22 protein-coding genes are annotated in these 23818 nt (G+C 76.1%); 9 read left to right on the top strand and 13 right to left on the bottom strand.

The window, feature by feature from the left end; all coding sequences use genetic code 11:
• The first annotated feature begins 159 nt into the window (after nucleotides 1–159).
• Nucleotides 160–1746, top strand: a complete 1587-nt coding sequence (locus tag ACFPK1_RS09325; RefSeq protein WP_378020632.1) for a long-chain-fatty-acid--CoA ligase — start codon at nucleotides 160–162, stop codon at nucleotides 1744–1746.
• A gap of 19 nt (nucleotides 1747–1765) precedes the next feature.
• Here the strand turns inward: ACFPK1_RS09325 and ACFPK1_RS09320 are convergent, their stop codons facing one another.
• The 7 genes from ACFPK1_RS09320 to hutU all read right to left on the bottom strand — a co-directional run bounded on the left by ACFPK1_RS09320 (nucleotide 1766) and on the right by hutU (nucleotide 10432).
• Nucleotides 1766–2464 (bottom strand): GAF and ANTAR domain-containing protein, encoded by a 699-nt coding sequence (locus ACFPK1_RS09320; RefSeq protein WP_378020631.1) that lies wholly within the window; start codon nucleotides 2462–2464, stop codon nucleotides 1766–1768.
• A gap of 9 nt (nucleotides 2465–2473) precedes the next feature.
• Nucleotides 2474–3481 (bottom strand): anti-sigma factor RsbA family regulatory protein, encoded by a 1008-nt coding sequence (locus tag ACFPK1_RS09315; RefSeq protein WP_378020630.1) that lies wholly within the window; start codon nucleotides 3479–3481, stop codon nucleotides 2474–2476.
• Nucleotides 3482–3632: 151 nt separating this feature from the next.
• Complete coding sequence (locus tag ACFPK1_RS09310) at nucleotides 3633–5099, bottom strand: aromatic amino acid ammonia-lyase (RefSeq protein ID WP_378020650.1); 1467 nt, start codon at nucleotides 5097–5099, stop codon at nucleotides 3633–3635.
• A 53-nt stretch (nucleotides 5100–5152) separates the two neighbouring features.
• Nucleotides 5153–6337, bottom strand: coding sequence for an imidazolonepropionase (gene hutI / locus ACFPK1_RS09305; protein ID WP_378020629.1), 1185 nt, complete (start codon nucleotides 6335–6337; stop codon nucleotides 5153–5155).
• Nucleotides 6334–7629 carry a formimidoylglutamate deiminase gene (locus ACFPK1_RS09300; protein ID WP_378020649.1) on the bottom strand — a complete coding sequence of 432 codons (1296 nt, stop codon included), beginning with the start codon at nucleotides 7627–7629 and terminating at the stop codon, nucleotides 6334–6336. The genes hutI and ACFPK1_RS09300 overlap by 4 nt, the downstream gene beginning before the upstream one ends.
• On the bottom strand, nucleotides 7626–8798 hold the full coding sequence (locus tag ACFPK1_RS09295) for an allantoate amidohydrolase (protein ID WP_378020628.1): 1173 nt from the start codon (nucleotides 8796–8798) through the stop codon (nucleotides 7626–7628). Before ACFPK1_RS09295 ends, ACFPK1_RS09300 begins: the two co-directional genes overlap by 4 nt.
• Nucleotides 8795–10432: a urocanate hydratase gene (gene hutU, locus ACFPK1_RS09290; RefSeq protein ID WP_378020627.1), complete on the bottom strand. Its 1638-nt coding sequence runs from the start codon at nucleotides 10430–10432 to the stop codon at nucleotides 8795–8797. Before hutU ends, ACFPK1_RS09295 begins: the two co-directional genes overlap by 4 nt.
• A gap of 79 nt (nucleotides 10433–10511) precedes the next feature.
• Here hutU and ACFPK1_RS09285 point away from each other — a divergent pair, with 79 nt between their 5' ends.
• Nucleotides 10512–11324, top strand: a complete 813-nt coding sequence (locus ACFPK1_RS09285) for an IclR family transcriptional regulator (protein WP_378020626.1) — start codon at nucleotides 10512–10514, stop codon at nucleotides 11322–11324.
• Here ACFPK1_RS09285 and ACFPK1_RS09280 read toward each other — a convergent pair.
• Nucleotides 11284–11670, bottom strand: coding sequence for a group I truncated hemoglobin (locus ACFPK1_RS09280; RefSeq protein WP_378020625.1), 387 nt, complete (start codon nucleotides 11668–11670; stop codon nucleotides 11284–11286). The two genes, ACFPK1_RS09285 and ACFPK1_RS09280, sit on opposite strands and share 41 nt — an antisense overlap.
• Nucleotides 11671–11763: 93 nt before the next feature.
• A complete protein-coding gene (locus ACFPK1_RS09275) occupies nucleotides 11764–12531 on the bottom strand; it encodes a class I SAM-dependent methyltransferase (protein WP_378020624.1) in 768 nt (255 codons plus the stop codon).
• Between the two features lie 204 nt (nucleotides 12532–12735).
• On the opposite strand from ACFPK1_RS09275, the gene ACFPK1_RS09270 reads away from it, so the two are divergent.
• From ACFPK1_RS09270 to ACFPK1_RS09260, 3 genes are all read left to right on the top strand, one after another.
• Entirely contained in the window at nucleotides 12736–13086 is a 351-nt protein-coding gene (locus ACFPK1_RS09270; protein WP_378020623.1) for a VOC family protein, read from the top strand.
• A gap of 95 nt (nucleotides 13087–13181) precedes the next feature.
• Complete coding sequence (locus ACFPK1_RS09265) at nucleotides 13182–13343, top strand: hypothetical protein (protein WP_378020622.1); 162 nt, start codon at nucleotides 13182–13184, stop codon at nucleotides 13341–13343.
• The gene (locus tag ACFPK1_RS09260) at nucleotides 13340–13996 is read left to right on the top strand and encodes a hypothetical protein (protein ID WP_378020621.1); all 657 of its coding nucleotides are present in this window, start codon (nucleotides 13340–13342) and stop codon (nucleotides 13994–13996) included. Before ACFPK1_RS09265 ends, ACFPK1_RS09260 begins: the two co-directional genes overlap by 4 nt.
• A gap of 3 nt (nucleotides 13997–13999) precedes the next feature.
• Here the strand turns inward: ACFPK1_RS09260 and ACFPK1_RS09255 are convergent, their stop codons facing one another.
• Nucleotides 14000–14953, bottom strand: coding sequence for a PLP-dependent cysteine synthase family protein (locus tag ACFPK1_RS09255; RefSeq protein ID WP_378020620.1), 954 nt, complete (start codon nucleotides 14951–14953; stop codon nucleotides 14000–14002).
• An 81-nt stretch (nucleotides 14954–15034) separates the two neighbouring features.
• On the opposite strand from ACFPK1_RS09255, the gene ACFPK1_RS09250 reads away from it, so the two are divergent.
• Together ACFPK1_RS09250 and ACFPK1_RS09245 are read left to right on the top strand one after the other, a co-directional pair.
• Entirely contained in the window at nucleotides 15035–15607 is a 573-nt protein-coding gene (locus tag ACFPK1_RS09250) for a hypothetical protein (protein WP_378020619.1), read from the top strand.
• 68 nt (nucleotides 15608–15675) lie between these two features.
• Nucleotides 15676–17652, top strand: coding sequence for a DUF222 domain-containing protein (locus ACFPK1_RS09245; RefSeq protein WP_378020618.1), 1977 nt, complete (start codon nucleotides 15676–15678; stop codon nucleotides 17650–17652).
• Nucleotides 17653–17685: 33 nt separating this feature from the next.
• On the opposite strand, the gene ACFPK1_RS09240 is transcribed toward ACFPK1_RS09245, so the two are convergent.
• From ACFPK1_RS09240 to ACFPK1_RS09230, 3 genes are all read right to left on the bottom strand, one after another.
• Nucleotides 17686–17997 (bottom strand): PDDEXK family nuclease, encoded by a 312-nt coding sequence (locus ACFPK1_RS09240; RefSeq protein WP_378020617.1) that lies wholly within the window; start codon nucleotides 17995–17997, stop codon nucleotides 17686–17688.
• Nucleotides 17998–18281: 284 nt separating this feature from the next.
• Nucleotides 18282–20684, bottom strand: coding sequence for a PEP/pyruvate-binding domain-containing protein (locus ACFPK1_RS09235; protein WP_378020616.1), 2403 nt, complete (start codon nucleotides 20682–20684; stop codon nucleotides 18282–18284).
• Between the two features lie 21 nt (nucleotides 20685–20705).
• Nucleotides 20706–21287 (bottom strand): class I SAM-dependent methyltransferase, encoded by a 582-nt coding sequence (locus tag ACFPK1_RS09230; RefSeq protein ID WP_378020615.1) that lies wholly within the window; start codon nucleotides 21285–21287, stop codon nucleotides 20706–20708.
• A gap of 174 nt (nucleotides 21288–21461) precedes the next feature.
• On the opposite strand from ACFPK1_RS09230, the gene ACFPK1_RS09225 reads away from it, so the two are divergent.
• Entirely contained in the window at nucleotides 21462–22832 is a 1371-nt protein-coding gene (locus tag ACFPK1_RS09225) for a four-carbon acid sugar kinase family protein (protein WP_378020614.1), read from the top strand.
• Nucleotides 22823–23788, top strand: a complete 966-nt coding sequence (denD, locus tag ACFPK1_RS09220; RefSeq protein WP_378020613.1) for a D-erythronate dehydrogenase — start codon at nucleotides 22823–22825, stop codon at nucleotides 23786–23788. The genes ACFPK1_RS09225 and denD overlap by 10 nt, the downstream gene beginning before the upstream one ends.
• Nucleotides 23789–23818 lie beyond the last annotated feature (30 nt).

Raw genomic sequence — 23818 nt, 5'->3', positions numbered from 1 at the left:
GTGCACCGAGCGCCCCTGATCTCCCGCCACCCCGACGCCGGGGACCGGCCCCGCGCCGACCAGCACCTTCCGCATGATCGACAGCTGCGGTCGCCTGCCGAACGTCCCTCTCGCCGGCGACCCTTGACGCGGTCGCTCGCCGGGACCTACGAGTGACCCATGACGACGGCGTCGATCACCGGCCGGGGCATGACGCTCAGCGACATCGCGGCGCGCTGGGCGCGGGTGACGCCGGAGGCGGAGTTCCTCGTCGACGCCGGCAGCGGTGTGCGTCGGACCTACGCACGCTCCGACGACCGCATCACGCGGCTGGCGAACGCGCTGACCGCCGAGGGCGTCGAGCCGGGCGACCGGGTCGCGGTGCTAGGCCTCAACTCCGCGGACCTGCTCGAGACCTACCTCGCGGTGCTGCGCGCGGGCGCGATCTGCGTGCCGGTCAACTTCCGGCTGGTCGCGAAGGAGGTCGCCTACGCCCTGGTCGACTCGGGCGCGGTGGTCGCGGTGGCCGACGCCGCCACGGAGGCCCTGCTGCGCGACGCCCTGCCCGACGCGCCCGGGGTCCGGCGCACGATCACGATCGGCGGCGACCTCGAGGACGTCCTGGCCGCCGCCGACCCCGCCTACCGCGAGCTCGCCGTCGGCGACGACGCCACCGCGTTCATCATGTACACCTCCGGCACCACCGGGGCGCCGAAGGGCGCGATGCTGACCCATCGCAACCTGTTCCTGCACGCCTTCTCGACGACCATGCACCTCGGCGGACCCGGCGGGCCGGGCGTCTGGCTCTCGGGCACCCCGCTCGTCCACATCGCCGGCGTCGCGGGCTTCCTGCCCTCGCTGTTCGCGGGCGGCGTCACCGTCGTCCCGCCGTCGACCGGCTTCGACCCCGACGGCATGCTCGCGACCCTGGAGCGCGAGCGGGTCACCGCGTGCTTCTTCGTCCCCGCGCAGTGGGCGGCGATCTGCGACCGCGTGGGCGCGCGGGACCGCGACCTCTCGGCCCTGCGGAAGTGCTCGTGGGGGGCGGCGCCCGCCTCGGACGCGCTGCTCCGCACGATGATCGACACGTTCCCCGACGCCGAGATCGTCACCTCGTTCGGCCAGACCGAGTGCAGTCCGGTGACCACGACCCTGCGCGGCGAGGACGCGGTCCGCAAGATCGGCTCGGTCGGGACGCCGATGATCAACGTCGAGGTCCGGGTGGTGGACGACGACATGCGCGACGTCGCACCGGGCGAGGTCGGCGAGATCGTCTACCGCGGGCCGCTGGTGATGTCGGGCTACTGGAACAAGCCCGACGAGACCGCCGAGGCGTTCCGCGGCGGCTGGTTCCACTCGGGCGACCTCGTCCGCCAGGACCCGGACGGCTACTACTACGTGGTCGACCGCAAGAAGGACATGATCATCTCGGGCGGCGAGAACATCTACTGCGCCGAGGTCGAGAACGTCCTGGCCGGCCACCCACAGGTCGCCGACGTCGCTCTCATCGGCGTCGCCGACGAGCGGTGGGGCGAGACCCCGCTCGCCGTGATCGTGCCGCGCGACCCGGCCGACCCGCCCACCGCCGAGGCGATCGACGACCACTGCCGCGAGCACCTCGCCCGCTACAAACGCCCGCGCCGCATCGCGGTGGTGGACCAGCTCCCCCGCAACGCCACCGGCAAGGTGCAGAAGACGGTGCTGCGCGAGCGGGACCGCGCGGGGACGCTCACCGCCGAGGCGGTGGCGCCCGAGGCGGTGTCCTGAGGCGCTGTCCCGAGGCGCGTCAGTCCGCGCTCTTCGGGCTCGTCTCGTCCACCAGCCACCGGGCCACGTCCACCAGCTTGATGTTCGTGTCCTGCGAGCTGCGCACCAGGCGCTGGAACGCCTCGTCGTCGCCGATGCCGAAGCGCTCCATGAGGATGCCCTTGGCGGTGCCGATCACCCCGCGCGAGGCGACGGCGTGGTCGAGCTGGGCGACGCGCTGGGCCCCGCGCAGCGCGAGGCCGGCCTGGTTGGCGAAGAGGGCGCCCATGACGCGGTCGTCCTCGCCGAACGCGTGCTTGCGGTGGCTGAAGAGGTTGAGCGAGCCGGCCCGGTTGCCCTCGCTGTAGAGCTGGAACGACAGCGAGCTGTGCACGTCGTGGTCGAGGGCGGCCCGGGCGAAGTGGGGCCAGCGCTCGAGGTCCTCCGCGAAGTCCTCGACGAGGACGATCTCCTGGTCGTAGATCGACTCGACGCACGGGCCCTCGTTGTACGAGGCCTGCACCTGGTCGAGCTGGTTGACGACCTCGTCCGTCGTGGCCGGCGAGGTGATCTTCCCGCGCCCCTCGAGCAGGAGGACGCCGGCGAGGTCGGTGGCCGGTGAGGTGTCGACGGCCGAGGTCAGGATGAGCTGCAGCGTCTCCTCGACGCTCGAGGCGGCGGCGAACCGCCGTCCGGTGGCCAGGAAGTCGCGCAGTCGTTCGTCCTGCTCGGTGAACACGGCGGCAACTTACCCACCCCGGGGAGCCGCCCACTCCCCGCCGGGCAGGTTCATGGTCATCCGCACCGTCGTGCCGGCGGCCGGGTCGCTGTGCACCTGGACGAGGTCGCAGAGCTGGTGCACCAGGCGCAGTCCGTACCCCCGCCCGTCGGCGGGCCCCCCGGCGTGGCGCCCGACGAGAGGGTCGGCGATCCAGCCGCTGTCCTGCACCTCGCACACCACCGCGGCCGGCTCGCGCGCGTCGGCCTTGCGCGTCCACAGCGTCAGCAGCCCGGGGCGGCCCGTGTGCACGACGGTGTTGACGGCGATCTCGTAGGCGGCCAGGCACAGGTCGGCGGTCCGGTCCGGCGCGAGGCCGGCGCGCCGGGCGTGCTCGGCGACCGCGAGGCGGACGGTGCGCGGGCCGGTGGGCGCGTCGAACACCAGCGTCTCGCCGAGCTCGCCGTCGTCCTCGGCCAGCGGCCCGCTCATCCACTGGGCGAACTCCGCGGGGTCGGCGTAGCGCGTGCTCGCCGTGCTCACCCCGTGCTCGAGGAGCACGGGGTGGGTCCGCTCGGCGTCGGCGAGGGCGGCCGGCGCGAGCGCGGTCGTGTCGTACGGGCAGAGCACCGTGGCCGGGCGGTCGCCGAGCGCGGTGTTGATGAGGGCCTCGTGCTGCACCGCCGCGGCGTACTCGGCCGGGCTGCGCCCCGCCCAGATCGGCTCGCCGATGACGCGCACGCGCCCGGCGCCGGCGTGCTCGTCGATGAACGCGCGCAACACCCCGGCGATGATCCGTCCCGGGTTGCGGCCCGCGACGGTCATGTCGTGCATCGCCACGTCGAACGCCGCCGGACCCAGGGCGTCGGCCACGAGGTCGAGCCGGGACGGCGGCGCCGCCATCATCACCGGCTCGCCGGCGTCCAGTCCCTCGCGCAGGAACGGGACGGTGCCGGCGACGTAGGAGTCGTCGTCGGCGTAGAAGAAGGCGGGGTGCTCGAGCCCGCCGACGTCGCGCGAGGCCGTCAGCGCTGTCACCTCCGCGCGATCGCTGTCCGTTCGGCGAGGACATGATGCCGACACGGAGAGCGATGCGCTGCACCCACCAGTACCGAACCGGTGAGCGGTACCGCCGAACAGCCCAGTCGATACTCCCAGGGCGGGAGGACGGCGCTCGGACAGCCCCGGATCAGACCTGCGCCCAGGTGGGGTCGCGCACGAGGTCGACCGCGATGTCGACGTCGTCGGTGAGCGGGCGGTCCTCGGTGCGGGGGTCGAGGACCTCCTCGGCGCGCGCCAGGGCCTCCTCCACCGGCACGGGCCCGTCCGCCGCCGTCGGCCACCCCTCACGGCGGCGCAGGCGCAGGGCGCGGACCGCCGCGACCAGCTCGCACGCCAGCACCCGCGTGTAGGCGGTCGCGACCTCGGCGGTGGCGCGCGCGGCCTGGGTCGAGAAGCTCGCGTGGTCCTCGAGCCCGCGCGAGACGACCGCGCTCCCCAGCGTCACCGGCAGCGCGGCCTGGCGCAGGGCGGCGAGCGCGTCGTGGCTCATGTACTCGAGGATCATCACCCCGGAGCTGCCGGGCGGGCCGTCGGCGAGGAACGCCCGCAGGCCCGTCTGCTCGGGCTCGACGAGGTCGCCGAGGCGGGCCGCGGACAGCTCGGCGACCCCGTGCACGCACGCACGGACGTGGTCGAGCGCGCCCGCCACGTAGGCGGTGTGGAAGTGCGCGTGGTGGTAGGCGTCGTCCTCGGCGACGGCGATCATCGGGTTCTCCGCGCCCGCGTCGATCTCGACGTCGAGCACGCGGTGCAGCGTGTCCAGCGCGTCGATCGCGGGCCCGTTGACCTGCGGGAACGCGCGCAGGCCGAACGGGTCCTGGATGCGGCGGCCCTTGGGCGGGGTGCGCTCCATGCCGAGCAGGTGGCGCATCCGCTGGGCGCAGCGCATCTGGCCGGGGTGCGGGCGGGCCCGGTGCACCGGGTCGGCGTACGCCTCGGGGCTGCCGTCGAGCGCGAGGTACGACAGCGCCGCGACCGCGTGGCTCGCGGCCAGGACGACGTCGAGGGTGCCCGCGGCGAGCGCGGCCTCGGCGAGCGTCACCGCGTTGCTCGAGACGAACGCCAGCGCGTCGCCGGCGTCGACGGGGACGGAGCGGTGGTCCGGCGGGACCGTGTCCCACGCGCCCTCCCCCGCGAGTGCCAGCGCGATCTGGGCGAGCGGCGCGAGGTCGCCCGTCCCGATCGCGCCGAGGCGGTGCACGACGGGCAGGGCGTCGGCGGCGACCGCGCCGGCCAGCGCGCGCACGAGCGCCGGCGAGACCCCCGACCGGCCGGCGAGGAGCTGGTTGAGCCGGATGACGAGCGCCGCGCGCACGAGGTCGGCGTCGAGCCGGTCGCCGGCGCCCCCGGAGTGGCTGCGCAGCAGGCGCAGGCCGTGGCCCGCGTCCTCGGCGACCGCGGTCTCGTCGCGGTTGGCGCCGACCCCTGTGGTGCGCCCGTAGACGGCCCGGCGGGTGCTGAGGTCCGCGCCCAGCCGGGCGGCGCGCTCCACGCGGGCGAGCGCGGCGCGGTCGAGGTGCAGGTCGACCGGCCCGGGCGTCCGCGCGATCGCGGCGACGGTCCGAGCGGTCAGCGACGTCCCGCCGAGCCACAGGGGCGGGCGGCCCTCGATCGCCGCGAGATCCGGGCGGACCGGGCTGTCGGTGCTCACGAGCGGACCTCCTCGGGGACGGGACGGCGGGCCGGGACGCGGCGCCCGGCGCGCCACACCGCCGCGGTCAGCGGGACGCCGGGGCGCTGGGCCAGGTGCACGACGGTCGGGGCGTCGAGGACGTGCAGGTCGGCGCGGGCCCCGACCCGGAGGTGGCCGACGTCGTCGCGGCGCAGGGCGCGGGCGCCGCCGAGGGTCGCGGCCCGGATCGCCTCGGGCACCGACAGCCCCGACCGCAGGACGGCGAGGGCCACGCAGAGCGCCATGGAGGTGGTGTAGCAGCTCCCGGGGTTGGCGTTGCTGGCCAGCGCCACGGTCGCGCCCGCGTCGACGAGGCGCCGGGCCGGCGGCGGGGGCTGGCCGGTGGAGAGGTCGCAGGCGGGCAGCAGGGTCGCGACCGTGTCCGAGGCGGCCAGGGCCTCGACGTCGTCGTCGGTGAGGTGCGTGGCGTGGTCGACCGACGCGGCCCCGCCCGCCACGGCGACGGCGACCCCGGGCCCGGGACCCAGCTGGTTGCCGTGCACGCGCCCGCCCAGCCCGCGCGCGGCGCCGGCGGCGAGCACCCGGGCAGCGGCATCGGCGTCGAACGCGCCGTCCTCGCAGAACACGTCGATCCACCGCACGTGCCCGGCGACGGCGACGAGCATCGGGCCGCAGACGAGGTCGAGGTAGTCCGGCGTGGTCGTGCCGGTCGGGGTGAGGTGGGCGCCGAGGAAGGTGACCTCGTCGACGCCGGTGGTCCCGGCGGCGATGCGGGCCGCGCGGACCTCGTCGGCGACCGTGAGCCCGTAGCCGGTCTTGGTCTCCAGGCAGGTGGTGCCCTGCCGGGCGGCCTCGTCGACGTGGCGGCGCAGCCGGGCGGCGAGGTCGGCGTCCGGGGCGGCGCGGGTGGCGTCGACGGTGGTCTGTATCCCGCCCGGCTTGTAGGGCCGGCCGGCGACGCGCTGCCCGAACTCCTCGCCCCGGTCGCCGGCGAAGACGAGGTGGGTGTGGCTGTCGACCCAGCCGGGCAGCACCGCGCGGCCGTCGACGTCGACGGCGGTGTCGGCGGGCGGCGCGTCCCGGGCCCGCCCGGTCCAGGCGACGCGGTCGCCCTCGACGACGACCGCGAAGGGCCCGTCCCGCGGCTCCTCGTCGGCGTGGGTGGTGAGCTCGCCGATCCCGGTGATCACCAGGCTCATGCGTGCACCGCCGCGATCTCGGCAGCGAGGTCCGCGGCGGGGCGCTCGACGAGCTGGTGGACCCCGTCGCGGACGACGACGCGGCCGCCGACCCGGACCTCGCGGACGTCGGGCGCCGCCGCCGCGAGCGGGACCCCGTCCGGTCGGGCGCCGGCGGTGCGCACGGAGGCGGTGTCGAGCGTGACGAGGTCGGCCGGGGCTCCAGGGGAGATCGCGCCCCCGTCCGTCCCGGCGGCGAGCAGCTCGGCGGGCGTGAAGCGCTCGCGCACGCCGTGCGCCAGGCGCTCGTGCATCTCCAGGGCGCGCATCTCCTCGAACGGGTCGATCACCGCGTGGCTGTCGCTGCCCAGGCTCAGCGCCACCCCGGCGGCGGCCAGCGCCCCGGCCGGGCCGATGCCGTCGCCCAGGTCGCGCTCGGTGGTCGGGCAGAAGCACGCCCCGGTGCCGGTGCGGGCGAGGACGCCGACGTCGTCGCCGGTCAGGTGGGTGGCGTGCACCGCGGTGGTGGCGGGCCCGAGGGCGCCGGCGTCGTGGAGCAGCGCCGTCGGGGTCAGGCCGTGGGCGGCGAGGCAGGCGGCGTTCTCGGCGGGCTGCTCGGAGAGGTGGACGTGCAGGGGCCGCTCACCCGCCCACGCCGCCACCGTCCCCAGCGCCTCGCGCGGCACCGCCCGCACCGAGTGGACGGCGGCACCGACGCGGACGCTGCCACAACGATCGCTGGCGCCGTCGTCGAGCTTCGCGACCAGCGTCGCGCGCTCCGCCCAGGCGTCCACGTCGGCGTCGGCGAAGCGGTGCTGGACGCCCTCGGGCGGGCGGTCGAACCCGGCGGCGAGATAGCAGGTGTCGAGCAGCGTGATCCGCAGCCCCGCGGCCGCAGCGGCCTCGACCAGCGCGCGGTCCATCGCGACCGGGTCGGCGTACGGGCGCCCGCCGGGGGCGTGGTGCAGGTAGTGGAACTCGGTGACCGCGGTGTGGCCGGCGAGCGCCATCTCGGCGTACACGGCGGTGGCGAGGCGGCGGTAGCGGTCCGGGTCGAGCGCCGCGGCGACGCGGTACATGCCCTCGCGCCAGCTCCAGAACGAGTCCGCGGCCCGTGCGGGGCGGCCGCGCAGCGCGCGGTGGAAGGCGTGCGAGTGCCGGTTGACGAGGCCCGGGACGGTGAGCCCGGGCAGCACGGTGCCCCGTCTCGGGGCGTCGGGGGTGACGTCGACGATGCGCCCGTTCACCAGCTCCAGGGCCACCGCCCCGGCCGGACCGCCGGGCAGCCAGGCCCGCTCGCACCAGAGGATCACCGACACAGCGCCTCCAGCACGTCGGCCAGCGCCCGCACGCCCGCCGCGACGTCCGCGTCCTCGGCGTGCTCGTCGGGGGCGTGGCTCACGCCGGTGGGGTTGCGGACGTGCAGCATCCCGGTCGGCACGTACGCGGCGAGGACGCCGGCGTCGTGGCCCGCGGCGGTGGGCAGGCGCCCGGCCCCGGTGATCGTGGCGAGCGTGTCGGCGAGCCCGGCGTCGAGGGTGACCGCGCCCGACACCGACTCCGCGCGGAGCTCCACCGTGCACCCCTCGTCCGCCGCGGCGGCGTGTGCGGCGGCGGCGACGTCGTCCACGAGCGCCTGCGGCAGCGGCCCGCGCGCGTCGAGCCAGAGGTCCACGCGGGAGGCGACGACGTTGGTGCCGCCGGGGACGGCGTGCAGGCGCCCCACCGTGGCGCGGGCCTCGTCGCCGTGGTGCGTCATGGCCGCGCGCGCGGCGAGCACCGTCGCGGCCGCCGGGACCATGGGGTCGCGGCGGTCGTCGAGGCGGGTGGTGCCGGCGTGGTCGGCGCGCCCGAGGAACGACAGCCGCCAGCGGCCGTGGGCGACGATCGTCGACCCCACGGCCAGGGCCTCGCCGCGCGGCGCCAGGGCGCGGCCCTGCTCGACGTGCAGCTCGACGAAGCACCCGATCCGGGCGAGGCGTTCGGGGTCCGGACCGAGCCGCGCCGCGTCGGCGCCCAGCGCCTCGGCCAGCGTGACGCCGTCGGGGTCGCGGAGCCCGCGCGCCGTGTCGGGGTCGAGCGAGCCGGTGAGCAGGCGCGAGCCCAGGCACGGGACGCCGAAGCGCCCGCCCTCCTCCTCGGCGAACACGACGACGGCCACGGGGCGGCGCGGCGCGACACCGCGGCGCCGCAGCTCGTCGACGGCGGCGAGCGCCGAGGCCACCCCGAGCGGACCGTCGTAGGCACCGCCGCCGGGCACCGAGTCGAGGTGGCTGCCCGTGACCACGGCGTCGGGGCCGGGCGGGCCCCACCACGCCCAGACGTTCCGGTTGCCGTCGATCTCCACCACCAGCCCGCGGCGCGCCGCCTGCTCGGTGAACCACTCCCGCAGCGTCGCCTCGGCCTCGTCGCCGAGGTGGCGCGACCAGCCGCCCCGGCGCGCGTCGCGGCCGACGTCGGCGATGTCGTCGAGGAGCCTCACGACCCCTCCCGCAGCGGGATCCGCACGCCGCGCTCGTCGGCGACCTCGAGGGCGCGGGCGTAGCCGGCGTCGGCGTGGCGGACGACGCCGGTGCCGGGGTCGTTGGTCAGCACCCGGGTGATCTTCTCCCGCGCGAGCGCCGACCCGTCGGCGACGCACACCTGCCCGGCGTGGATCGAGCGCCCGATGCCGACCCCGCCGCCGTGGTGCAGCGACACCCAGCTCGCGCCGGACGCGGTGTTGAGCAGGGCGTTGAGCAGCGGCCAGTCGGCGATCGCGTCGGAGCCGTCGGCCATCGCCTCGGTCTCGCGGTGGGGCGAGGCGACGCTGCCGGCGTCGAGGTGGTCGCGGCCGATGACGACGGGTGCGGCGAGCTCGCCGGAGGCGACCATGTCGTTGAAGCGCTCCCCCGCCCGGTGCCGCTCGCCGTAGCCGAGCCAGCAGATGCGCGCGGGCAGCCCCTGGTGGCGCACCTTCTCCCCCGCCAGGCGCATCCAGCGCGCGAGGGGTTCGTCGTCGCCGAAGAGGTCGAGCACCGCGCGGTCGGTGGCGGCGATGTCGGCGGGGTCGCCGGACAGCGCCGCCCAGCGGAACGGCCCGCGGCCCTCGCAGAACAGCGGGCGGATGTAGGCGGGCACGAAGCCGGGGATGTCGAACGCGCGCTCGACGCCGGCGAGCCGGGCCTCGGCGCGGATCGAGTTGCCGTAGTCGAAGACCTCCGCGCCGTCGTCGAGGAACCCCAGCATCGCCTCGACGTGCGTGCCCATCGAGGCGCGGGCGCGGTCGGTGAACTCGTCGGGCTTGGCGCGGGCGTACTCGGCCCAGTCGGCGAGGTCGACGCCGATCGGCAGGTAGGACAGCGGGTCGTGCGCCGAGGTCTGGTCGGTGACGACGTCGACCGGCGCGCCGCGGCGGCGGATCGCGGGCAGCAGCTCGGCGGCGTTGCCGACGACACCCACGGAGAGCGGCTCCCGCGCCGCGCGCGCCGCCTCCACCCGGCGCAGCGCCGCGTCGAGGTCGGCGGCGACCTCGTCGAGGTAGCCGCCGGCCACCCGGCGGTGCGCGCGGGCGGGGTCGGCCTCGACGACGAGCGCGGCGCCGCCGTTCATCGTCACCGCGAGCGGCTGCGCGCCGCCCATGCCGCCGAGCCCGGCGGTCAGCGTGAGGGTCCCGGCGAGCGAGCCACCGCGGGGGCGGGCGACGGCGGCGAACGTCTCGTAGGTGCCCTGGAGGATCCCCTGGCTGCCGATGTAGATCCACGACCCGGCGGTCATCTGGCCGTACATCGTCAGGCCGAGGTGCTCGAGGCGGCGGAACTCCGGCCAGGTGGCCCAGTCGCCGACGAGGTTCGAGTTCGCCAGCAGCACCCGCGGCGCCCACTCGTGCGTGGTGAACACGCCGACGGGACGCCCGGACTGGACGAGCAGGGTCTCGTCGGGCGCGAGGTCGACCAGGCAGCGGCGGATCGCGGCGAGGCTCGCGTGGTCGCGGGCGGCCCGGCCGGTGCCGCCGTAGACCACGAGGTCCTCGGGCCGCTCGGCCACCTCGGGGTCGAGGTTGTTGTCGAGCATCCGCAGCGCGCCCTCGGCGCCCCACGTCCGCGCGGTCATCGTCGGTCCCCGTGCTGCTGGCATGGGTGACAGTGCAGCGCTCGGCCGTCGTCCCGGACAGACCCGCTGGCGTCCTGCTGTCTCGGATACGAGACTCCCGGACGTGGCCGGGGTCCCGGGGTTGCGTCGTGGGCTCGCGATCCTGCGCCTGCTCGCGGCCGGCGAGCCCCTCACGGCGGCGACGCTCGCGGCCCGCCTCGGCCTGCCCCGCTCGACGACCTACCACCTGCTCACCGAGCTCGAGGCCGCCGGCGTCGTCGCGCACCTGCCCGACACCGCCCGCTGGGCCGTCGGGATCGGCGCCTTCGAGGTCGGCACGGCCTACCTGCGCCACCACCCGCTCGACGAGGTCGCCGGACCGTCGCTGCGCCGCCTCGCCCACCGCGTCGGCCACGACGTCCACCTCGGCGTGCTCGACGGCCGCGAGCTGCTCTACCTGGTGCGCGAACGCCCGCCGCGGCCGCAGACGCTGGTGACCGCGGTCGGCGTCCGCCTCCCCGCGCACCTCACCGCGTCGGGGCGGGCCGTCCTCGCCGGGCTCGCGCCCGCCCAGCGCCGGGCACTGCTCGCCGGCGCCGGGCCCCCGACGCGGCGCACCGACCGCGGGCCGACGTCACTGCGCGCGCTGTCCGCGGTGCTCGCCGCCGAGGCCCGGCGCGGCTGGTCGGTCGAGGACGGCGAGGTCAGCCGCGGCTACGCGTCGGTCGCCCGCGCGGTCCACGGCGCCGGCGGCGAGGCCGTCGCCGCGATCAGCGTGACGTTCCCGCACCAGTGCGCGTCGCCCTGCGGCACCGACTTCGCCGACCTCGCCGCGGTCGTCGGGCGCACCGCGGTCGAGGTCACCCGCCACCTCGGCGGTCGATCGGCGGCGGGGATCAGGCCGCCTGGACCACCTGGGGCCGGTAGCTCTCGATGATCTCCATGAACTCGTCGTGCTCGGCGCCGGGGACGCCGAGGAAGTTCAGGGTCGCGGCGATCTCCATCTTCACCGCGTCGAAGCCCGCCTGGTCGATGGAGAGCTCGTCGTGGGCCTTGACCATGTCCTCGCCGATGTAGCACTTCGGTCCGCCGGTGGCCTCGATCGACCAGGCGGTGACGAGGAACTTGTAGCCCGGCGCGTTGGCGGGGACGCCGTGGTGGGCGTGCACCGCCGGGTTGGCGTTCACCGCGGCGTTCGCGAAGAGCCGGTCGACCAGGACGTCGACGGCGCCGGCGATGCCGTAGGCGCCGCCGAGGCGCTCGTACAGGGACTGCTCGGGCATGGACGTTCCCCTCCGCTGTCACCGCCGGTGCTGTGGTGGATCGGCGGCGTGATCGCGACCACTCTCGCACCCGGGCCGGTCGTGCACAACCGATCAGCCGGGCCTGACCCAGCCCTTGATGAAGGCGAAGTGGTCGTCGAAGCGCAGGACGGGGTCGTTGCGGTAGGCGTGGCGGAACTGCTCGATGCCCGCGCGCAGCTCGTCGTCGGAGAACTCCCCGAGCACCGACATGTAGCGCGCGGCGAGCATCCGGACGTAGCGCTCGCGGTCGATGGCGGTGTGGAAGGTCCGGTAGCTGACCGAGGCCCGCAGGCCGACCTCGGCGACCATGTCGACGATCTGCGCGGGCTCGGGCTGCAGCTCCCCGAAGCGCCGGTGGGCCTCGCGGAACAGCGGGTGGTGGATGGTCCGCGGGAGCATCACGATGAGGATGCGGCCGTGGCGGGTGAGCAGCCCGGCGAGGCCCTCGAGCGTCGCGCGCCGGTCGGCCACGTGGTGGAACGACTCCTTGAGGACGATCGCGTCGAGGCGCCCCGGCGCCGGAGGCGCGACCCGCCCCGACGCGAGGTCCTCGGCGCCGGCCACCAGCGGCTGCAGCCGCGGCGAGGCGGGCAGGCGCTCGAGCATCGCCGGCACTGGGTCGACGCACAGGATCGGCCGCTCGGGCTCGACGTCCGCGGCGAGGCGGCGGGTGTAGAGCCCGGTGCCGCAGCCGACGTCGGCGATGGCGTCGGAGCGGGTCAGGCGCAGCGCGTCGACGATCGCCCGCGAGAAGCGCCGGACGTAGTCGGGGTCGTAGGACCAGTGCTCGTCGTAGTCCGCGGCGACGCGCTCGTAGTGCTCGACGGTCTGGTCGCTCATGGGAGTGCTCCCCGCGCTCGACGGCGATGACGTCGCGCCAGGGTGGCACGTCACTGGTCCGGACGGGCGAGGACCTCGCGGTCGGACCGCCGCGGGCACGGGGAGCCTCGCACCTGGAGGTCGCCGTACAGGCGAGCCGTCCGGAGCAGTCGGCGCGACCGGCCACACTGGCTCCTCCACCGGCGCGGACGAGGAGGTCCCGACGTGATCACCGGAGCGCACGCCATCCTGTACAGCGCGGACGCGGAGGCGGACCGCGCGTTCCTGAAGGACCTGCTCGGCACGCGGACCGTGGACGCCGGCGGCGGCTGGCTGATCCTCGGGCTGCCGCCCGCCGAGGTCGCCGTCCACCCCACCGACGGCGAGCCCGAGCACGAGCTCTACCTGATGTGCGACGACGTCGACGCGACGGCGGCCGACCTCCGCGCCCGAGGCGTCGGCGTCGACCCCGTGACCGACCAGGGCTGGGGCCGCCTGACCGCGATCCACCTGCCCGGCGGCGGACGGCTCGGTCTCTACGAGCCGCGGCACCCGGTCGCCGCCGGGCCGGGCTGACAACGCGGCCGAGCGGGTGATGTCGTCCGCGTCTCACCGCCGCCCGTCCGCCTCTCCCTGGTGCGACGACGGGGCGCGTGTCTAGCGTTCCCGTCATGGACATCGGCCCCGTGCGTCGGCGCCTCACCGCAGAACCCGTCAGCTCGCCCGTGCCCGGCGAGGCGTCCCCGCCCGTCGAGCCCGCGGTGCCCGAGACCGAGCACCCGGCGCCGGCTGACGCCGCCGTCACGACGCCACGGTCCGAGCCCGCGCGGTGATCCACCCGCCGCCGGCCGGACCCTCCCGGCACGACGGCGCCCCGACGACCCTCGACGGTGTCCCGGATGTCCCCGAGGCGATCCTGGGCTGGCGCACCTGGCGCGTGGGACGTCGTGCCCAGCGCCGCGCCGAGCTGGTCGCCCCGCTCGCCCAGGTCGTCTGGCCGGCCCGCCGGCCGATGGTCGCGACCTGCGGCGCGCGGGACCACGCCCCGCCCGGCGACCGCTGCCGGTGCGGGCTCTACGCGGTGCACGACCCGAGGACGCTGGAGTGGGGCCCGTCCGACTTCGAGGTGCTGGGCGTCGTGGCGCTGTGGGGGCAGGTCGTCGAGGGCACGCGGGGCTGGCGCGCGTCGCACGGCTACCCGCGGTTCCTCGTCACCGGCCCGGCGATCCCCGCCGAGCAGCGGGCCGCGCTCGCGCGCCGCTACGGGGTGCCGGTGCACGGCGCCGACCTGCCGACCCGGGCGCTCGCCTCCCAGCTCGGCGGCGACCCGGTGACGCACCAGCTGCTGCGCAGCGGCGACGCCGAGGCCCTGCTGGCGGCGCAGATGCCCGAGTGGGCGCGCCGCTGGCACGCCCGGCGGGCCCGCCTCGAGGCCGAGCGAGAGTCCCGTTTCCGGTCGCTGGCGCGGCCGTGGCGCCGTCGCTGACCGTCAGCCGAAGAGGTCGCCGGCCAGGTACTTCAGGCCCGTGTCGGCGGCGACGGTGACCACGGTGCGCCCGGGTCCCACTTCCCGGGCCAGCGCGAGGGCGCCGGCGATGTTGAGCGCGGCGGAGGTGCCGACGAAGACGCCCTCCTCGCGGGCGAGGCGTCGGGCGAGGACCCGCGCCGCGTCCTCGTCCACGGCGCGGGCGTCGTCGTGGGTGCCGGGACGCAGGAGGGGCGGGACGATGCCGGTCGCCGTGCCCTCGACGCGGTGCGGCCCGGCGACCCCGGTCGTGAGCACCGGTGAGCTCGCCGGCTCCAGCGCGACCACCCGCGTCGACCCCGCGGCGTGCAGCACCTCGGCGACCCCGGCCAGCATCCCCGCCGTGCCGACCGCCGCGCAGAAGACGTCCACCGCCGGGGACTGCGCGAGGATCTCCCGGCCCAGCTCGGCGTAGCCGGTGAGGGCGTCGGCGTTGTGGAACTGGTCGGTCCAGAAGGCGTCCTCGTCGGCGACGATCCGGTCGACCTCGGCGCGCATCCGGACGAACAGGTCCGGGGTGATCAGCCCGCCGTCGCTGGGGACGACCGTCAGGTCGGCGCCGAAGGCCCGCATCGTCCGCAGCTTCTCCGGGGAGAACGCGTCGGAGGTGACGAGCGAGAGCGGGTGGCCGGTGATCGCGCAGACGAACGCGAGCGACGACCCCGTGCTGCCGCCGGTGAACTCGACGACGCGCCGACCGTCGGCAAGCTCGCCGCGGCGCCGGGCCCCCTCGATGATCGCGCGCGCCATCCGGTCCTTGTAGCTGCCCGTCGGGTTGGCGCCCTCGAGCTTGACCAGCACCTGCGCGCCGTCCTCGGGCACCACGTGGCGCAGGCGGACCAGCGGGGTGTGGCCGACCGCGTCGAGCACGGTGGCGGCGACGGCGGGCAGCGATCGCGCCTCGGAATCTGCCGTCATGGTCCCCCCTCTCGCCGACCCGAGGATGGGGCCGTGGCGGCGGTGCGGTCCAGAGGGAGGTGACCGGGCAGGATCGAGGTCGTGATCCAGACCTGCCCGTCCTGCTTCCGGGCCGACGACGTGCGCTGGTCGAGGCTGCCCGAGCAGATGGTCAGCTACGTCTGCGACGACCCGCACGGCGGCGCCGGGCCGCGGACCTGGACCGCGGTCGCCGGCTCCCGCCGGCCCACCGAGACGGACACCGCGGGGGTCACGGACGAGCTGCTCGAGCCCCTGTTCCGCTGCGTCCGCGACGGCGACCCGTTCGTCGAGTACGGCGTGGTCGAGTACCGGCTGCGGCAGGAGCACCCGGACCTCTTCCTCTCCCACGTCACGGACCGCGGGCACGCGATCCTCGGCCATCGCCAGGCGACGGCGTCCAGCGTGCGCTTCGCCGCCGCCCTGGGGCGGCTCGCGGACCGGCAGGCGCTGCTCAAGCGGCCGGGCCCGGCGACCGGGGCGTGGTCCCGCAACGAGCGCGTCACGTACTGGGCCCGTCCACCCGCTCCGGACGGTCCGCCCGTGACCTGGGCGAGCTTCTGCGAGTCCATCGGCCGCTCGGCGGACTGGACCGCCGACGACGTCGCGGAGCTCGGGCGCCGCCCAGGATCGTGACCGTCCCGTGACCTACGGGTCCTGCTGACGCCCCGGGACTGTCGGGGGTCGTGGCTAGATTCGAACACATGAGCGAACAGGGTGTGCGGGACGGCCTGGCGGCCGACCTCGACGCCCTGGAGCCCGGTCCGGAGCTGGTCGCGGCCCTGGAGTCGGTCTCCCCGGACACGCTGAGCGGGGAGGACCTCGCGGCCTACGTGCGCGGCTGCGCGCGGGTGAACAACCGTGGCACCGTCCGGCTGCTCGAGGGCATCCACCACCTCGGTCGCGCCCAGGCCGGGCGCACCGAGCGCCGGCCGGTGCTCGACGAGTTCTCCGGTGACGAGGTCGCGGTGGCGCTGGGCCTGTCGCGGCAGATGTCGGCGCGCAGGCTCGACCTCGCCGACGACCTCGTCGCGCGGCTCCCCGCGGTGGGCGAGGCGATGTGGGAGGGGCGACTCGACGAGGCCAAGGCCGCCCGGTTCTGCGAGTGGACCCGCGATCTGTGCGACGACCACGCCCGCCACGTCGCCCAGGTCCTGCTGCCCGAGGCCCCGTCGATCCCGGTTGCTGAGCTCATCCGGCGCATCGAGGCCACCGCGACCGCGCTCGACCCCGACTGGGCAAAGCGCCGCGAGGCCCGCGCGGTGAAGAACACCCGGGTGATCCTCTCGGCGAACCCGTCGGGCAGCGCGACCTTCTCGGTCCGTGACACCAGCGCCCCGCGCGGGCTGGCCATGCGGGACCGCTGCGACGCCGTGGCCGCGGCCGTCCGCGCGCTCGGGGTGCGCATCCCGATCGGCGACGTCCGCGCCGAGGTCGCCAGCCGACTGCTCGACGGCTCGGTGGCCGGGCTCGACGACGAGCAGATCACCCTGCTGCTCGCGAGCGAGTACGACGCCGCCGGCCGGCCCGCGTCCGACGAGTCCGAAGACCGCAGGCCCGACGATGACGCCGATGACGGCCCTGGCGACGACGGTGGACCGGACGACGGTGGACCCGACGACGATGGACCCGACGACGATGGACCCGCGGACCCAGACCCGGACCCGGACCCGGACCCCGAGAGCGACGGCTCCGACACGGACCTCGGGGAGCGCGACGCGAAAGGTCAGGGCCTGCTCGACCTGCCCGGCGTCTCCGAGCCGGGACAGCCCGACGACGAGGCCGCGGACCCACCCGTACCCGCGGCGCCACCCACGATCGGCGGGCCCGACCCCGGACCCGGGCGCCCGCGCAGCGGCACCAGCGAGCTCCGCCTCCGCCTGACGACGGCGCTCGGGCTCGACCAGATGCCCGCCACCGTCCCGGGCTACGGCACCGTCCTGGCCCACCACGCCCGCGCCTTGCTCACCCGCGCCCAGCACGGCGAATGGCGCATCGTGCTCACCGACGACCACGGCCACCTCCGGCACGTCCTGCTCGCCCGCCGGCGACCCCGACCACCCGGCCCCCGCGTCGAGCACCAGCCGCCGCGGGGGGCAGCACGCCAGGCCATCGTCGAGCTCCAGGTCCCGACGACGCTGCTGGCTGCCCTCGACCCCCACGCCCACCCCGCCTGGACCGCCCTCCTGCGCGAGCTCCGGGCACGCCTGGCCGACCTCGGGCGTCCCGGGCCGCCCCGCGGGAGCCCCGCCGACCACCGGCGCCGCAGCCCCTCCGCCGAGATCGACCACACCCGCGACTGGGCCCACGACGGCCCCTCGGCGCACTGGAACCTCGGTGTCCTCGACAAGCACCACCACCGTGCCAAGCACGTCGCCGGCTGGCAGATCCGCCAACCCCGCCCCGGGCATTTCACGATCCGCACCCGGGCCGGGCAGCACCTCACGACCACCCCGCCGAAGATTCTCGAGGACCTCCCCGAACCTCGACCCGCCCACCGGCCGAGACCCCTGCCCGACGACGGCTGGCGCACCGATCCCCGACAGGCCGACGCCGAGGACGCCTACTGGCGACACCAGTTCCTGCAACGGACCGAAGGGCGCGCGGGCCGCACCAGCTCGACGAAGAACACGACCACACCGCCCGTGGTCCACGACCCCGACGACCCGCCGCCGTTCTGACGGACGCGATCCGGCATCCACGGACGCACCGGGTCAGGCAGCGACTCGCTCCGTGCCGAACGTGGCGAGCGGGATGAAGCACAGGCCCGCGATCCGTTCGACCTCGCGCTCCGCCTCACCGTCGATCGTCTCGCCGACGAGGATCGCTCGAGGCCAGCGCAGGTTCACCGCATCGACTCCCACGCGACCACGCTTCACCTCCACGACGACCAGGCGCCGTAGCCACCCGGTGTGCTGGCGGAACACGAGATCGGCGCGGCGACCGTCCGCGAAGCGGAACTCCGACTTCAGCAGGGTCAGCCCTCCCCAGCCCGCGTCGGCCCATTCCTCCGAATGGGTCGCCAAATAGAGCTGCGTCGACTTCGCCTCCGCTGCGAAGACGATACTCGTCGCTGACGGCCTCGACCGGTCGCTCGCCGGCCACCGTCGGCGTCTCCGGTGTCTCCGGCACCTCGTCCCGCGCGACGTCGGGGACCGCGTCCTCGCCGAGCTCGGGCACCTCGTGCTCCGGGACGCGCGGCGCCGGCCGCTGCGGCACCGGCGGCACCTCGTCCTCCGGCTCGCCGCCCCGTCCTCGGTTCTGGGTCTGCGTCATGGCCCACCTCCGCCACCCCGAGGCTACGGACTCCTCAGACGACGCTCACCGTCCCGGCGTCGCCGTCGACGTGCACGCGATCGCCGGTCCGGAGGCGGTCGGTCGCCGACCCCGTCCCGAGCACGGCGGGGATGCCGTACTCGCGGGCGACGATCGAGCTGTGGCTCAGCGGCCCCCCGATGTCGGTGACCACCGCCGCCGCCCGCGCGAACAGGGGCGTCCAGGCCGGCGTGGTCATCCGGGCGACCAGCACCTCCCCGGGCTGCATCGCCCCGAAGTCCTCCGGGCCCCGCAGCACCCGCGCGGTCGCGGTCACCGACCCGGTCGAGCCCGGCACGCCCCTCAGCTGCTCCCCCGCCGGCGTGTCCGCGCCCGGCATGAACCGCCCGAACACCGTCCGCAGCCACGTCACCTCCGGCAGCATCTGCGGCGGCGAGACGAGCGCCCGCCCCCGCCGCAGGGCCTGGCGCTCGGCGATCGGCGGGTCCACCGACTCCCCGCGCAGCAGGGCGCGCAGCTCGGACTCGGTCAGCCAGAACACGTCCACCCCGAGCCGCTCCCCCAGCAGGAGCAGCATCCGGCGCATCACCGGCCACGCGAGCCCCATGTCGGCCAGCGCGTCCTCCCGCGCCGGCCCGAGCCGCCGCGCCCGCACCAGCAGCGCGTCGAAGGCCCGGCGCCGCACCGGGTCGAGGCGCGCCCGCAGCTCCTCGGTCCGGGCGTCGCGCTCGGCCCGGAGACGGGCGCGGCGGACCTCCGGGTCGACACCCGCCCCAGACATCTGGAAGCGGATCGTGTCGAGCAGCGGGCCGGGGTCGTCGGCGGGGGTCGGCACGGCGAAGTCCAGGTCGAAGACGGTGTGCCCGTAGCGCTCGAGGTGCTCGCGGAACCCGGCGCGCCACGCCTCGGTCTCCGTGCCGCCGGCACGCGCCTGCACCGCCAGCGCGTACAGCGAGCGCTCGGCCCGCAGCGGCTCGCTGTCCTCCCCCACGAGCAGCACGTGCGCGGCCGGGTCGCCGGCGCGCTTCACCGCGCGGTCGTAGAACGCGGTGAAGCCGATCTCCGCGGTCGCCGCCAGCGGGATCACCGACTGCACCGCCGTGTAGTAGGTCGCGCCCGCCCCGAGCAGGGTGAGGACGCCGTCGAGCAGCTCCGCCGACGACAGCGCCCCGAGGTCCTTCGCCCTCCACGCGGCGACGACCGCCGCGTACGCCGGGTGCGCCCGCTCGCGCCAGCCGCGCACGCCGCCCCGGGTCTCCGGGCGGCTCAGTCCGCGCAGCGCCCACGGCAGCCGCAGCGTCATCCGGACCAGGCCACGGGTCCGGTAGAAGTAGTAGGCGTAGCCGTTGATCGTCGGGAACGCGATGTCGCCGGCGGGCACCGGCCTACCGAGGATCCCGGCGAACAACGCGCTGATCGACCCCGTCACCGCCGGGCCGACCAGGTCCGCGAAGAGCGGCGTCAGCGGGCTCGGCATCTGCTCGACGATGCTGGCGCGGAAGTAGGCGCCGCCCGGGTAGGGCAGCGGCCACGTGCTCGGCGGCGGGGCCGCGGGCGGCGGCAGCGCCGTGATCGGCCGCGCCTGCACCAGCGCGAACGCCCCGTCGGCGCGCACCCACTCGACGTCCTGCGGCACGCCGAAGTGCTCCTCGGCCCGCACGCCGAGCCGGGCGAGCTCCCCCGCCTCCGCCGCCCCCAGTACCGGGGAGCGCTGCCGGTCCGCGGGCACCGCGACCTGGGCGGTGCCCCCGCCGGCCGCCACGGTCATCTCGGTCTTGTTCGCCACGGTGCGGCCGACCTCGACGAACGTCGCCCGGTCGACGACGAGCTCGTCGGTCGCGACGAGCCCGCCGACCACCGACTCGCCCAGGCCCCACGCCGCGCTGACCACGATCCGGTCGCGGCGTCCCGTCGTCGGCTCCGCGGTGAAGAGCACCCCGGACGCCTCGGCGTCGGCCATCCGCTGGATCACCACGGCCAGCCGCACCACCTCGGGCGCGACACCCCGGCGGGCGCGGTAGTCGATCGCCCGCGGGGACCACAGCGACGCCCAGCACCGCACCACGGCGTCCAGCACCGCGTCCTCGCCCCGCACGTCCAGGAACGTCTCCTGCTGACCGGCGAAGCTCGCGTCGGCGAGGTCCTCGGCGGTCGCCGACGAGCGCACCGCGACCGGTCCCTCGCCGAGGCCCGCGTACGCCGCGCGGATCTCCACCGCCACCTCCGCGGGAACGGCCCGACCCAGGAACGCCTCCTGCACACCCGGCGCGCGCACGTCGATCCCGGCCGCGCCCGCCGCGTACGCCCCGGTCGTCAGCACCACCCCGTCCGGGACCGGCAGCCCGGCCCGGACCAGCTCGCCGAGGTTCGCGCCCTTGCCGCCGACCAGCCCGACGTCGCCGGCCCCGACCTGCGCGAACGTCCGCACGTACTCCACCCCGCCAGTGTGCTCCGCGCACTACCGGTCGAGGCGGGCCCGCAGGTGCACGAACAGCGGCATCCGCTGCCAGCGACTGTTGCTCGCGTCGCGGACCGTCTCCGGCGGGGCGACCGGCTCCCGCAGCGCCTCCACGACGAAACCGCTGCGCTCGAGGGCGCCGGTGTAGTCCTCGAGCGGGCGGTGGCACGAGTGGAAGGTCATCTCCAGCCCGTCGCGCGCCATCGCGTCCGCGTACCGCCGCCGCGCGAAGTACGAGCCCTCGACGACGTACGGACTGTCGGCGTCCCGCGACGTGAAGCCGCCGGCCGAGTTCAGCGGGTGCACGACCGCGGCACAGAGCCGGCCGCCGGGGACGAGGACGCGGGCGACCTCGGCGACGACGCCGTCGAGGTCGTCGACGTCGTGCAGCACCATGAACGCGACCGCGAGGTCCGCGACGCCGTCGCCCAGCGGGAGCGCGGCCGCGTCCGCGAGGACCACGGGGATCGCCGGCTCGGCGGCACGGGCGGCCGCCACCAGCGTCGGGGACCCGTCGACGCCGAGCACGTCGTGGCCGCTCCCGCGCAGGGTCCGCGACAGCCGCCCCTCGCCGCACCCCACGTCCGGCGGCCCGGCGCCGGGAGCAGCGGCAGGAACGCGTCCCGGTGCCACTGCCCGTAGCTGTCGTGGCCGGGCCGGCGGGTCCACGCGATCCAGCGCTCGGCCTCCCCCTCCCAGGCGTCGCGCAGATCGGAGGGCACGGACGGAGAGCCTACGAGCTGCCACCATGACGCGATGGGACGTGGACGACTCGCGACGCTGCCCCCGGTCCGGGTCGTCCCCGCGCAGCGGGTGCGCGAGGCGCTGGCCGGCACGCCGACCGTCGTGGTGCTCGACGACGACCCCACCGGCACCCAGACCGTCCGCGACCTCCCGGTGCTGACGCGCTGGGCCGCCGAGGACGTCGACTGGGCCCTCGCGCAGGGCACGCCCGCGTTCTTCGTCCTCACCAACACCCGCAGCCTCGGCGCCGACGACGCCGCCGCGCGCGACCGCGAGGTGGTGCGCACCTGCCTCGAGGTCGCCCGCCGCCGCGGCGTCGAGCTGGTCTTCGCCAGCCGCAGCGACTCCACCCTGCGCGGGCACTTCCCCCTCGAGACCGACGTGATCGCGCAGGAGACCGGCACCCCCGACGCGGTGATCCTCGCGCCCGCCTACACCGACGCCGGACGGGTCACGCTCGACGGCGTGCACTGGCTGCGCGAGGGCCCGGACGGCGCCGACCTCGTCCCGGTCGCCGAGAGCGAGTTCGCCGCCGACGCGACCTTCGGCTACCGGTCCTCGCGGCTCGCGGACTGGGTCGCGGAGAAGAGCGCGGGCGCGATCACCGACGTCGCCGAGCTGCGGATCGAGGACCTGCGTGCCGGTCCGGTCCAGCTGCCGAGCGGACGCGTCATCGTCCTCGACGCCGTCGTCGACGACGACCTGCGCGCCGCGGTCCTCGCGATCCTCGCCGCCGAGCGGGACGGCGCGCGCTTCGTCTACCGCGTCGGCCCCTCGTTCGTCCGCGCCCGCGTCGGCCAGCCCGAGCCGCCGCCGATCGACGACGCCGAGCTGCGCGGAGCCGTGGGCGACGGCCACGGGCTGGTCGTCGCGGGCTCCCACGTCGGGCGGACCAGCCGCCAGCTGGCCCGCCTCGCCGACCGCCGCGACCTCGCCCGCGTCGAGGTCGACGTCCCGACGGTGCTCGACGACGGCGCCCGCGACGCGCACCTGGACCGCGCCGCGACGCAGGTCGAGAGCGCGCTCGGCAGCTCCACCACCGTCCTGTCCACCTCACGCACCCGCATCACCGGCCGCGACGAGGCCGAGAGCCTCGCCATCGCGCGCCGGATCAGCGCCGCGCTCACCGCCGTCACCGCGCGGGTCGTCGCCGCGCGCCCGCCCGCCTGGGTGCTCGCCAAGGGCGGCATCACCTCCTCCGACGTCGCCACCGAGTCGCTGCGCGCCGACCGGGCGTGGGTGCGCGGCTCGCTGCTGCCGGGGATCGTGTCGCTCTGGGCACCGACGAGCGGCCCGCCGCTCGTGGTGTTCGCCGGGAACGTCGGCGACGACGACGCCCTGGCCGACGTCGTCGACCGCCTGGAGGCCGCCGCATGCGCGTGATCGTCACCGGCGGTGCCGGGTTCCTGGGGACACTGCTGTGCCGCCGGCTGCTCGCCGGCCCGGTCGGTCTGGGCGGCGCACGACCGACCGAGGTGAGCAGGCTGACCGTCGTCGACCTCGTCGCCCCGACCGACGACGTCGCCGCCGACCCCCGGACCGAGCACCTCGACGGCGAGCTGAGCCGGACCCTCGGCGACGAGGCCGACGCCGTCTTCCACCTCGCGGGCGTCGTCAGCGGGGCGGCCGAGGCCGACTTCGACGCCGGCATGCACACCAACCTCGACGGCACCCGCGCCGTCCTCGAGTACGCCCGGGGCCACGCCGTGCCCCCGGTGCTGGTGTTCACCAGCTCGCTCGCCGTCTTCGGCAGCGACCCGGCCCTCGGGCCCGTCGGCACCGTCGACGACGACACCCTCCCCCGCCCGCAGTCGAGCTACGGCATCCAGAAGTTCATCGGCGAGCAGCTCGTCGCCGACTACACCCGCAAGGGCTTCGTCCGCGGGCGCTCGGTGCGGCTGATGACGGTGTCGGTGCGGCCGGGGCGCCCCAACGCCGCGGCCTCGAGCTTCCTGTCCGGGATCATCCGCGAGCCGCTGGCCGGCGAGCGCGCGGTGTGCCCGGCGCCCCCGGACATGCCCGTGGCGCTGTCCTCGCCCGACCGCACCCTCGAGGGGATCCTCCGGGCCGCCGAGGTCGACGACGCCACCTGGGGCAGCCGCACCGCGATGAACCTGCCCGCGCTCACCACGTCCCCGCGCGAGATGACCGCCGCGCTCGACCGTGTGGCCGGCCCCGGCACCAGCGACCTCGTCGACTGGGTCGAGGACCCGGCGGTCGTCGCCATCGTCGGCAGCTGGCCGCCGCGGTTCGAGACCCCGCGCGCCCACGCCCTCGGCCTGCACGCCGACACCTCCTTCGACGACGTGGTGCGCGCGTATCAGGCAAGGCTCCCCTAAGCTCGATCCGGACAGAACGTCACGGATCGT

This window comes from Actinomycetospora rhizophila (genome assembly GCF_042657905.1).
GTDB lineage: Bacteria > Actinomycetota > Actinomycetes > Mycobacteriales > Pseudonocardiaceae > Actinomycetospora > Actinomycetospora rhizophila.
Note: the sequence above shows the minus strand (reverse complement) of the source record. Positions and strands in the feature narration are given on the sequence as shown.